The organism is Polaribacter sp. Hel_I_88 (genome assembly GCF_000687935.1).
Classification (GTDB): domain Bacteria; phylum Bacteroidota; class Bacteroidia; order Flavobacteriales; family Flavobacteriaceae; genus Polaribacter.
Genome location: NZ_JHZZ01000001.1, coordinates 345472 through 357343, shown reverse-complemented (window position 1 = coordinate 357343; position 11872 = coordinate 345472). Strand labels below are relative to the sequence as shown.

At 30.9% G+C, this 11872-nt stretch carries 10 protein-coding genes; 3 read left to right on the top strand and 7 right to left on the bottom strand.

Annotated elements, in window-relative coordinates; all coding sequences use genetic code 11:
- Window positions 1-34 precede the first annotated feature (34 nt).
- The 7 genes from P161_RS0101555 to P161_RS0101525 form a co-directional block, all read right to left on the bottom strand.
- Window positions 35-709: a phosphoribosylanthranilate isomerase gene (locus P161_RS0101555; protein WP_026775332.1), complete on the bottom strand. Its 675-nt coding sequence runs from the start codon at window positions 707-709 to the stop codon at window positions 35-37.
- Window positions 710-880: 171 nt separating this feature from the next.
- Window positions 881-1417 (bottom strand): DNA-deoxyinosine glycosylase, encoded by a 537-nt coding sequence (locus P161_RS0101550; protein ID WP_231494687.1) that lies wholly within the window; start codon window positions 1415-1417, stop codon window positions 881-883.
- Between the two features lie 68 nt (window positions 1418-1485).
- A complete protein-coding gene (gene trpC / locus P161_RS0101545) occupies window positions 1486-2274 on the bottom strand; it encodes an indole-3-glycerol phosphate synthase TrpC (protein WP_026775330.1) in 789 nt (262 codons plus the stop codon).
- 100 nt (window positions 2275-2374) lie between these two features.
- Complete coding sequence (locus P161_RS19630; RefSeq protein WP_197026316.1) at window positions 2375-2545, bottom strand: hypothetical protein; 171 nt, start codon at window positions 2543-2545, stop codon at window positions 2375-2377.
- Between the two features lies 1 nt (window position 2546).
- Window positions 2547-3536: an anthranilate phosphoribosyltransferase gene (trpD, locus tag P161_RS0101535; RefSeq protein ID WP_026775329.1), complete on the bottom strand. Its 990-nt coding sequence runs from the start codon at window positions 3534-3536 to the stop codon at window positions 2547-2549.
- Window positions 3537-3688: 152 nt separating this feature from the next.
- Window positions 3689-4273, bottom strand: a complete 585-nt coding sequence (locus P161_RS0101530; protein WP_026775328.1) for an aminodeoxychorismate/anthranilate synthase component II — start codon at window positions 4271-4273, stop codon at window positions 3689-3691.
- Window positions 4274-4494: 221 nt separating this feature from the next.
- A complete protein-coding gene (locus tag P161_RS0101525) occupies window positions 4495-5886 on the bottom strand; it encodes an anthranilate synthase component I family protein (RefSeq protein WP_026775327.1) in 1392 nt (463 codons plus the stop codon).
- A 793-nt stretch (window positions 5887-6679) separates the two neighbouring features.
- On the opposite strand from P161_RS0101525, the gene P161_RS0101520 reads away from it, so the two are divergent.
- From P161_RS0101520 to gatB/aspS, 3 genes are all read left to right on the top strand, one after another.
- Window positions 6680-6943: a hypothetical protein gene (locus P161_RS0101520; protein ID WP_026775326.1), complete on the top strand. Its 264-nt coding sequence runs from the start codon at window positions 6680-6682 to the stop codon at window positions 6941-6943.
- Between the two features lie 72 nt (window positions 6944-7015).
- Window positions 7016-8413: an amidase family protein gene (locus P161_RS0101515; RefSeq protein ID WP_197026315.1), complete on the top strand. Its 1398-nt coding sequence runs from the start codon at window positions 7016-7018 to the stop codon at window positions 8411-8413.
- Window positions 8413-11751, top strand: a complete 3339-nt coding sequence (gene gatB/aspS, locus P161_RS0101510) for a bifunctional amidotransferase subunit GatB/aspartate--tRNA ligase AspS (RefSeq protein WP_026775324.1) — start codon at window positions 8413-8415, stop codon at window positions 11749-11751. Before P161_RS0101515 ends, gatB/aspS begins: the two co-directional genes overlap by 1 nt.
- The last annotated feature ends 121 nt before the right edge of the window (window positions 11752-11872 follow it).

Here is an 11872-nt window from a genome sequence, read left to right as displayed (position 1 = left end):
AGTATTGCTTTTACACAATTTAGCAGTTACACAATTAAACAAAAATTTCTTTTTTAAATTTTTCTAACTCGCTTATTTTCTTTCTTCCTGGTTCGTTTTCAAATTTACTATTTACATCTAGAGCGTAAATAGGTAAATTAGATTTTGCTATTATTTTTACTTGTTCTAAATCATCCAAACCAATTCCTCCGCTTAAAAAGAAAGGTTTTTGAAAAGGATATTTTTCTAAAACAGTCCAATCGAATTTAGTACCATTTCCTCCTCTTTCTTTTCCTTTTGTATCGAATAAAAAATAATCTACAACTTCTAAATAAGGTTTTAAAACATCAAAATTAAATTCATCCTTAATTCCAAAAACTTTAATAATTTCTATGGGTAATTTAGAAATATAATGTTGATTTTTCTTCTTTTTGATTTCTTTATTTTCTTCAATGAACAAAGCTCTTCTCTCTTCCAAGTGATTTTTTAAATCAGCCACATATTTTTCTGATTCATCTCCATGTAATTGAATGGCATCTAACCTGTATTCTTCAATTAATGAGATAACAATTTCGATATGTTCATTTACAAAAACGCCTGTTTTTTTTATGGATGCTGGTAAATCAGGAATAATACCTTCAAAGTTTCTTTTCGATTTTTCATAGAAAATAAACCCTAAATAATCAGGTTGTAAAGCAGCAACATCTTGGATGTTTTCTACATATTTCATTCCACAAACTTTCAATAAAAGCCCCTGTTTCCCCAAAGGGGAACACACTGGAATCGTTGGTTTATTTTCTTTATTTTTATTCAAATTTTATTTTATTTAAACTCTTTTCTAATTCTTCCCTTTTCTTAACAGTGATAATTCCTTCCCTTTGGGAAGGTTAGGATGGGCTTTTTATAGTATGCTTTCTCTCCAATTATTTAACTTTTCCCTAAACGAAAACCTTGTATTTGCAGGACTTGTAGATAAAACTGTTTCATAAGTTATACCTTTAATTTTGGTAAAATGCTTGTGATATAAATCATGCGCTTTTTGACCATTAAAAATAATCTGTTTCACTGATGGATACATTTCAATGATTTCATTGATAGGATTTGGGACTTCATTTTTCACATTCTGCGCTCCAGGTCTTACTCGTTCCCCAAACTGAATAATATCCCAAATTGCAATATTATTTCGTAATAAAACATCTATTCTTTCTGCATAATTTTTACTAAAAACTTCCTCTGTTAATTCATAAATAATTCTCCAGAATGCATTTCCATTATTTGCATAATATTCTTGTTTCCTTAATTCAAGATTCCCTGGTTTCGTTCCTAAAATAAATATTGTCGGATTTTGAGGTAAGATAGGATCAAGAGAAATAGCCCCTGTTTCCCCAAAGGGGAGCAAGCTGGAATCGTTTTTTATATGTTTACTTTTATTATTCAATCTTTTTTCTAACATTTTATTTTCTCAAAAGTGAGAGTTCCCCTCTTTTGGAGGGGTTAGGGGAGGCCCTATCTTATTTGACTAATAAACTCTTTGCAAGCTTCTCCTGGATTTTCTGCTATCATAAAATTTTCACCAATTAAAAAACCATGAAAACCAAATTCTTTTAGACCAACAATAATTTTAGGATCCGAAATTCCACTTTCAGAAATCTTTAAACAAGAATCAGGAATTTGATTTGATAGCTTAATAGAATGTTCTAAATCAACTTCAAAAGTTTTTAAATTTCTATTATTGATGCCGATAATTTTATTGTCCAAATCATTAATTTTATCTAAATCTTCTTGCGTATGCACTTCATATAAAACTTCCAAACCTAAATCTGTTGCCAAATTTCCATAGTTTTTCAATTCTGTGGATGTTAAACACGAAGCTATCAATAAAATTACATCTGCACCAATGGCTTTTGCTTCCACGATCTGAAACCCATCAACCACAAAATCTTTTCTTAAAATTGGTTTTATTTGGTTGATAACTCTTGCTTCCATCAAATCTGCCATAGTTCCTCCAAAAAAAGAAGTATCTGTTAAAATTGATTGAGCTGCCACATTTGCGTCTAAATATCCATTGGTAACATCAGCAATGGTAGCTTTGTCGTTAATTATTCCTTTTGATGGAGATTGACGTTTAAATTCAGCAATAATTCCTGTTGAACCAACTTCTAACAATGACTTTTTTAAAGAAATTGTAGATCTTTTAAACTTAGGACTTTGTACTAATTTCTGAACAGGAACTTCTGCTTTTATTTTAGCAATTTCCTTCTTTTTAAATGCGATTATTTTATCTAATATAGTCATTGTATTTTATACTAACTTGTCATTTCGACTTTATGGAGAAATCTCAAATTATTAACAAGAGATTTTTAGGCTTCATTCCATTTTGCTCAAAATGACATTATTATTTGTTTAATTTTTTGTTTCTGTATTTTAAGAAAAAATAAGTTATTATTCCAACAATCAAACCTATGGATGCTTGTTTAAAAAGCTCTTGAGTTTGAATTCCGATTACAATTCCAATTAATAGAAATGCTGGAATAATTAGAATTAAATTGTTTTTCTTTTTTGTCATTTTATAAACTTACTAATTTCCCTAAGGTTTGTTTTGCTTTCAAGCCAAAAAGCGAATCTTTTGCTTCCTCAAAAGCAGTTTCAAAAGACTTTTTATCATCAACTATTGTTAAGGCAAAAGCAGCATTTGTTAACACTACATTATTTTGAGCTTCAGTTCCATTACCTTCTAAAATAGATTTGAAAATTTTTGCTGCATCTGCAACAGAATTTCCACCAAATATTGCTGATTGCTGAATTCGTTTCTGCCCTAAATCCTCTGGATTTATAATTTGCTCTCCACTTTTAGTAAAGAACTTAAAGCTACTTGTTAACGAAATTTCATCATAACCATCTAAAGCGTGAATAATTCCGTAATTAATGTTTTCTTCCTGTAAAATGTAATTGTACAAACGTGCAGTTTCTAAATTAAAAGTTCCTAACATATGGTTTTTTGGCGAACTTGGGTTTACCAAAGGTCCTAACATATTAAAGAACGTTTTTAAAGCCAATGCTTTTCTTGTTGCACTCACAGCTTTCATTGCTGGATGAAATTTTGGCGCGTGTAAAAAACAAATATTTGCTTTTTCTAAATGCTCACGCAAAATACTTTCATCATTGGTAAAATTATACCCAAAACTTTCCAACATATCAGAGGAACCAGATTGCGAAGAAACAGAATAGTTACCATGTTTTGCAACTTTTTGTCCTGTTCCTGCCACAATAAAAGAGGTTAAGGTTGATATGTTAAACGTATCTTTTCCATCACCTCCAGTTCCAACAATATCGATGGTATTATAGTCTGATAAATCTACTTTGATGGCCAATTCGTTTAACGCATTTCTAAAACCAGAAAGTTCATCTGCTGTAATTGGACGCATCATAAAAACGGTCATAAAAGATGCTAAATGTGCATCATTATATTTCTCTGCAGCAATATCTTTTAAGACTTGTGTAGCTTCAGATTTTGACAATCTTTCGTGATTATATAATTTGTTTAAAATGTTCTTCATAAAGCCTCTTTTAATTTCCCTATTTCGTCTTCGCTCAATACAAACTCTAGGGAAAACACTCTTATATTCTTTTCTTTATAAAACCAAACTTGCTCAACTCTTCCCTTTGGGAAGATGCCTTTAGGCAGATGGGCTTTTTCCCTTTGGGAAGGTTAGGATGGGCTTTTGTATTTTTCTATAAAATTCGTAACCAATTGCTCACCAACATCAGTTAAAATAGATTCTGGATGAAACTGAACAGCAGAAATTGGATAAATTTTATGTTCAATTGCTTGAATTAAACCATCTTCATCTCTTGCTGTAACTTGCAATTCTTCTGGAAAACCTTCATCTGTTGCAGCCCAAGAGTGATATCTTGCAGCTAAAAACTTTTTAGGAACATCTTTAAAAATAGTTGCTTCTTCTAAAGTTACTTCCATTTCTGTAGCAACTCCGTGAAAAACATCCTCTAAATTGATGATTTTTCCACCAAAAACTTCTGTGATTGCTTGCAAACCCAAACAAACACCAAATATAGGTTTGATGCCTGTGTATTTTTTAATGACATCTTTTAAGATTCCTGCTTCATCAGGAATTCCAGGTCCTGGAGATAGCATAATCATGTCATACTTATTTACATCTTCCAAACTGATTTCATCGTTTCTAAAAACTGCAGGGAAAATTCCTGTAATTTTTTCTACCATGTGCACCAAATTGTAGGTAAACGAATCGTAATTGTCTAAAATTAATATTTTCATATTTTTTTGTTGTGTAATCGTTTAATTGTGGATTTGTTTAATTGTTTTCAAATCTTTATTAAAATATTCAATCTGCGTTAGGGATTGAATGGTTTGTTTGAGCTCTTTTTTGTTTTTCTCAAAAAAAGCGAGTAATGAAAGCCCGTTAAAACGCCCAAATAATTAACCTAAATTTTATTTATCCATTTTTACTCCTTCCCTTTGGGAAGGTTGGGATGGGATTATATATTCTCTGCCAAAATCAGCGCTTTTTTTAACGCTGCTAATTTATTATTTACTTCTTGTAATTCGTTTTTTTCATCAGAGTGAATTACGATTCCTGCTCCTGCTTGTGAATATAAAACGTTATTTTTACTGACAAAAGAACGAATGGCAATCGCCAAATTCACGGAACCATCCAAACCAATAATACCAACTGCACCACCATAAAATCCGCGCGTTTGGTTTTCATATTTGTTTATTAATTCCATCGCTTTGTATTTTGGAGCGCCACTTAACGTTCCTGCTGGGAAAGTATCGCCTACAATTTCTATGGGGTTTCCTTTGATTTTTCCACGAACTGTAGAAACCAAATGAATTACATGGCTAAAATATTGGACTTCCTTAAACACTTCCACTGTAACATTATCAGCATGTTTGCTTAAGTCGTTTCTGGCCAAATCTACCAACATTACGTGTTCTGCAGTTTCCTTTTTATCTTCGGACAATTTTTTACCTAACTTTCTGTCTTCTGCAATATCGCCAGTTCTTCTAAAAGTACCTGCAATTGGGTTTATGGTTGCTTTTCCTTCGGATATTTTAATTTGTGCTTCTGGTGAAGAACCCATTAATTTGAAACTTCCATAATCGAAATAAAACAAATAAGGAGAAGGATTTATAGATCGTAAAGCTCTATAAACATTAAATTCATCGCCTTTAAATTTTTGCTGAAATTGACGTGATAAAACCAATTGAAAAACATCACCTCTTTTACAATGCGATTTTGCTTGTTTTACATAGTCGATAAATTCTTCGCCTGTAACATTGGAAGTTTCTTCGCCAACAATTTCGAACTTTTGTGTATTAAATGCTTGTGCATCAATAATGGTTTTTACTTCATTGATTCTGGATGCTGTGCCTTCTTCAATGTTTTCTATCAACGTCATTTCATCATTAAAATGGTTGATAGCAATGATAAATCTGTAAAAACTGTATTGCATCTCTGGAATTGCAGAAGGTGCTTTTTTGTTCGTAAACTTAATATTTTCAAAATACTGAACCGAATCAAAAGTAGTATAGCCATATAAACCATTAAAAGATTTTAATTCTGCAGGACAGTCTAAGTCTATTGAATTGGTAAATTTATCAAATAATTCATAGAAGTTTTTATCAATTGGCTGGCTCTCTATTTCTGTTCCTTTATGCGAAACCGAAAATTGATAATCGTCAACTTTCATCGTTAAAATAGGTTCAATCGCGATAAAAGAGAAACTTTCTTCTTTGCTATGATAATCTGAACTTTCTAACAAAAGTGTGTTTGCAAATTTATCTCTAAATCGTAAATATAGGCCAACAGGTGTTACTGTATCTGCAATTTTTTGTTTGTGGATTGATTTAAATTTTATTTTTCTCATTAATGCTGAGTTTATTTCAGTAATTTATATGTTGTTTTAAATTCTGCTATGTTCAAAGCAAAACTGCGCTTTAATTTTGGCAACAAAAAAAGACTTATCGTGAGATAAGCCTTTTTTTGTATGAATATAATATATAGGTTTAGTGCTCACTTATTTATGAAGAGAGTTCCACCACCAAGTATTTTTTGTGTTATTTTTCATTATACCACAAATGTAAAAAGGGTTTTTTATCTGACCAAATTTTAAGCAACCTTTTTTATATCAACTTTTATTTTAGAATTTAAAACTTAGGTCAAATACTTTTAGCTTACATTTTTAAATAGAATTGCTAAATAATGTTTCATATTACTATTAATTTATCAAATAATATTTATATAAACAATTAAAATGTGTTATTTTGTATCTCAAACTTGTGTTTGATTTGAATTTACTGAATTAATAAATGCACCAATGATTTATATGCTAAATTGTTGGTGTGTTTTATTTAATTTTTATCGATTTAATAATTAAACATCAATATATTACAAATTCAATAAGTATTCTTTACTTTGTAAAAAGAGATGCTTAAACAGGTTCAGTTTAAAATTTATTTAACATATATTTGCCAATAATCACAAAAAAAATCTGAATTTAGTTCAGCTTACTATGATCATAAATAATAACAATCTTAATTTTAATAATCCTAATTGTTAGGGTAAGAAGGTTATTGTATAAAATATAAAATAAAGCCTTCCAAAATTGGAAGGCTTTTTTACATCTTGAATTTATTTCAGGATTTTAAAAAAGTAGAGAAATGAGTAAAATGATGACAGTAGACATTTTGTCTAGTATTAAAGGAGCAAAGCCTTCAGAATCTGTAAATAAATTATTTGATGTTATCAAAAATGCCAATATCAACAGTACTACTATTATAGAAAATAAGAATGCTGTTTTTTTAGATGACTTAAGAGAAGATGTTGTGGTTGATAGTTCTGAAGTTGAAAAACAAATTATCATAGAAAATTTTCCTAAGGAGAAGAACGGCTATTTAGTAGTTGCAAAAGTGATTGAAGAATAATTTTTAGTAATTAGTTTTTAGTTGTTAGTCATTAGTGAAAAATCGACTGAAATAAAAAATAAAGCTTACATAATGAGCGAAATACATAAGATTCATCAACAATTGATGAATAAAGAAATTACTTGTACAAAATTAGTGCAAGACAGATTGGATTTATTAAAGCAGAATTCTCATAATACTGTAAATTCTTTATTAGATAAAACTGCAATAGCTTTAGCTAAAAAAGTGGATGCTAAAATTAAAAACGGAGAAGAAATTGGATTGTTAGAAGGAATTCCTTTTGGAATTAAGGACGTTTATATGGTTCAAGGAACCTACACAACAGCAAGTTCTGATTTACTAAAAAACTACAAATCTCCTTATACTGCAACTGCCATTCAGAAATTATTAGATGCTGGCGCAATTCCAATAGTAAAAGAAAACTGTGATGCTTTTGGACATGGTTCATCATCAGAAAACACCATTTTTGGTGCTGTTAAAAATGCTATAAATCCAGCTTTAGTTGGTGGAGGTTCAAGTGGTGGTTCTGCAGTAAATGTTGCCAAAGAGTATACTGTTTTTTCAATTGGCGGAGATACAGGAGGTTCCATTCGTCAGCCTGCAGGTTATAATAATGTCTTCGGATTTAAACCAACTTATGGTAGAATTTCACGTTTTGGATTGATGGCTTATGCATCATCCACAGATTGTGTGGGCCCGATTGCAAAATGGACAGAAGATATTAGAATTGTTTTAAATGCAATGAGTGGTAAAGATGTAAAAGATCAAACTACTTATCAATCAAAAGAAATATCCAAAGAAAATATTTTAAATGCTGATGTCATAAAAACGGTTGGTTATTTTAAGAATTTTATCAATAATGATGCAATTGATGCTGAAATAAAAGCCGATTTTTTAGCATCCTTAGAAAAAATAAAAGCAAAAGGAATAGAAGTTAAGGAATTAGATTTCTTTGAATCTGATACGTTAGTTTCTACCTATTATACATTGGCAATGGCTGAAACTGCTTCCAATTTATCTAGATTAGATGGAACCAATTATGGAAATAGAATTGAAGGCGAAAATTTAAAAGATACATATTCTATAACGCGTTCTGAAAATTTTTCGGAAGAGTCTAAACGAAGAATTGTGGGTGGAAATCAGGTTTTATCTCAAGGTTTTTCTGATGAAATCTACTTAAAAGGATTGAATGTAAGAGATCAAATTGCTTCTAATTTCGAAAAAGATTTCAAGGAAGTTGATGTTATTTTATCACCTGTAACACCAAATTTGCCACCAAAAATTGGCGATTCTTTAAAAGATCCTTTAGCAATGTATTTATCTGATGCGTATACAGTTGGTTTTAGTTTAGGGCAATTACCAACACTTACAATTCCAAAAGGAACAACAACTGGATTACAAATTTCAGCTGCAAAAAACAATGATGAATTGGTTTTACAATTCGCTAATTTCCTAAATGATTTTATATAATGGAGCTAGAGAAATTAAATGATATCCTAAAAAAACACGATTTAGAACTCGTAATCGGTTTAGAAACGCATGTTCGTTTAAACACAAAATCGAAGTTGTTTTGTTCTTGTGCAAACCAAGAAATTGAGCAACCAAACACCAATATATGTTCAGTTTGTACTGGACAAATGGGGGTTTTACCTTCTATAAATAAAGAGGCAATTACCAAAGCAATTTACTTTGGAAAAGCTGTGAAATCTACTTTCAAAAACGAAGTGATTTCTTGGGATCGTAAACATTATGAATATCCGGATAATCCTAAAAATATTCAAATTACACAGTTTCACAATCCTGTAATTCCTGATGGACAAGTTTCTTGTTTTAGAAATGATGGAAGTCAATTTACGGTGAATTTAACGCAAGTTCACATTGAGGAAGATGCTGCAAAATTGATGCACGAAAAGAAAGTTTCTTTAGTCGATTTTAACAAAGCAGGAGTTCCTTTAATTGAAATTGTTACAGAACCTTGTATTAGAAATATTGAAGACGCATCAACCTATGCACAATATATTCAGAGAATTGTTCAGAATTTAAAAATATCTGAAGCAAATCTAGAGAAAGGAGAATTTAAATCTGATGTTTCTGTATCACTCAGAAAAAAACATACCTACAATTTAAATCCAAGAACAGAAATTAAAAACTTGAACTCGTTTAAGTTTATGGTGGAAGCTTTAAAGGAAGAAATTGAAAAACAACTTACCTATTATATAGACCATAAAGAGTTTAGACCAGATCAAACAACGGTTTTATGGGATGCTGATTTAAAGCAAACCAAAACAATGCGTAAAAAGGAATTTGAAGCGGATTACAGATTTATTTCTGAGCCAGATTTACCTTTTGTAAACATTAAAAACGTAGTTGAAAGTATTGATGTTGAACTTAGTTCTTTGCCTTTTGCAGTAGAATCTATTTTGATAAAAGGTGGAGTTTTGCCTCAAGATGCAAAGTTTTTTACTGCGGATTCTCTTCGTTCTGAAACTTTTGTTGCGATGAATAATGTGATTAAAGATCCGTCTTTTGTTGCAAAAACATTGGTCAATAATATTGGTGCAGATGAGTATAAAGATATTCACGATGTAAATCATTTAATTGAAATTTTTCAACTGTTTAAAGCCGAAAAAATTACAGCTGTTTTAGTTCAGAATGCCATTATCAATTATTTAAAAGATAGAAAGTTTGATTATAATAAGTATTTTGAAGAAAATACGATTTCTGAAGAAAAAATTAAATTGGCTGTTATAAAAGTAATTGCAGAAAATGAAGCTATAGCCAATGACATTAAAGCCGGAAATCAAGGAAAAGCAGGAATTCTTGTTGGAAAAGTCATTAAAATTATTGGTAAAGGAGCTTCAGGGAAAGTGGTGAGAAATGAAATTATTTCTCAAGTTCAGAGTTCAGAGTTAGGCGTTCAAAGTTCTGAAAAAGCAGGAAGTTTGAAGCGTGAAGTTGGAAGTGAGAAATCAAAAGTAAAAATTGAAGAAGAATTACAAACAGTTCCAATCGTTATAAAAGAAGAGTATAGAACTCATAAAATAACAGATTTATCAGAGAAATCAATTAAAGAAAAAGTTACTTTAGCTGGTTGGGTTTCTAGTGTTAGAGATCATGGAGAATTAATTTTTATTGATTTACGTGATTCGAGTACAGAGATTTTTCAGGTTCGTTTAAGTAGAGAATCGTTTCCGAATTTAGATGAATTGGTAAAATTAAAACCAGAAACTGTCATTATGGTTACTGGAGTTGTAGTGCAAAGAAATGAAGATGATTATAATGCTGGGTTAAGAACTGGAAAATTAGAGTTAGAAACATCAGCATTAGAAATTTTAAATTTATCAAAAACGCTTCCTTTTGAAATAAAAAGAGCTATGAAAACGAATGAAACTACTCGTTTTCAATACAAGTTTTTAGATCATAGAAATGATGAAGTTCGCAAGGCAATTGTGAATCGTCATAGAGTTATAAAATTATTGCGTGATATTTTAGACGGGGAAGAATTTTTAGAAATAGAAACGCCGATTTTAACTGCAGGAACAGATGAAGGTGCAAGAGAATTTATTGTCCCAACCAGAAAACAAGCAGGTTCATTTTATACGTTACCACAAGCGCCTCAACAATTCAAGCAAATGTTGATGGTGGGTGGTTTTGAAAAATATTTCCAAATTGCGCGTTGTTTTAGAGATGAAGATTCAAGAGGAGATCGTCAGCCAGAATTTACGCAATTAGATTTGGAAATGGCATATGCAAGCATGCAACAAATCATCGATTTAAACACCAAAATGTTTAATGAAGTTGTGAAAAAGATTTACGGTAAAAAATGGATTTTACATCCTTTTGAAGTAATTACTTACAAAAATGCGATGGATAAATATGGTTGTGATCGACCAGATTTACGTTTTGGTTTGCAAATGCAAGACATTACAGCCATTGTAAAAGAAACTACTTTCCAAGTTTTTAGCAAACCTATTGAAGAAGGTGGAATTGTAAAATGTATCAAGGTTTCTGCAAAAGAGCAAGGTAAAAACAGAATGTCTAAAGGACAGATTGAAAACTTGACAGCTATTGCACAACAAAATGGTTTAGGTGGTTTGGCGTACATTATTGTAAATGAAAACGATTTACAATCGCCAATTATTAAGTTTTTAGGCGAAGAAATTGCAGCAAATATCATCAAAGCTACTAATGCTCAAATTGGGGATATCGTATTTTTCTCTGCTGCAGATTATGCAACAGCTAACAAAGCTTTAGATGCTGTTCGTCAAGAAATGGGACGCATTTTAAAGTTGATCAATCCAAAGGAATTAAGACCTGCTTGGGTGGTAGATTTCCCAATGTTTGAAAAAACGGATGAAGGAAGATGGACGTTTACACACAATCCTTTCTCTATGCCAGCAATTTACGATTTGGAAAAGCATCTAAACAATAAAGACGAAGAAATTGGCGAAATCATCGCTCAACAATATGATTTAATCTTAAATGGTTATGAAATTGGTGGAGGTTCAGTGAGAGCACACAAAGCCGAGATTTTAGAAGCAACCTATAAAAATATGGGGTATAATAAAGAAGAAATGATGAAAAGTGTTGGAACCATGTACAAAGCGTTTCAATATGGAGCACCACCTCATGGAGGAATTGCTTGGGGAATTGACAGATTAATGATGATTTTAGAAAAGAAAGCTTCTATTAGAGAAGTAATGGCTTTTCCAAAAACAGGTTCTTCTGAAGATTTATTGTTTAATGCGCCTTCTATTTTGAGTGATAAAAAAGTTGAGGAAATGAATGTGAAGATTATGAGAAAATAATTTTTCTTGTAAATTCTTAAAAATATAAAAATCTCGCTTTTGCGAGATTTTTTTGTTTTATATTAGCTCTAAATCCTTATAAACACTGTAACTGACAGATAGGTGACATATAAATGGCGTG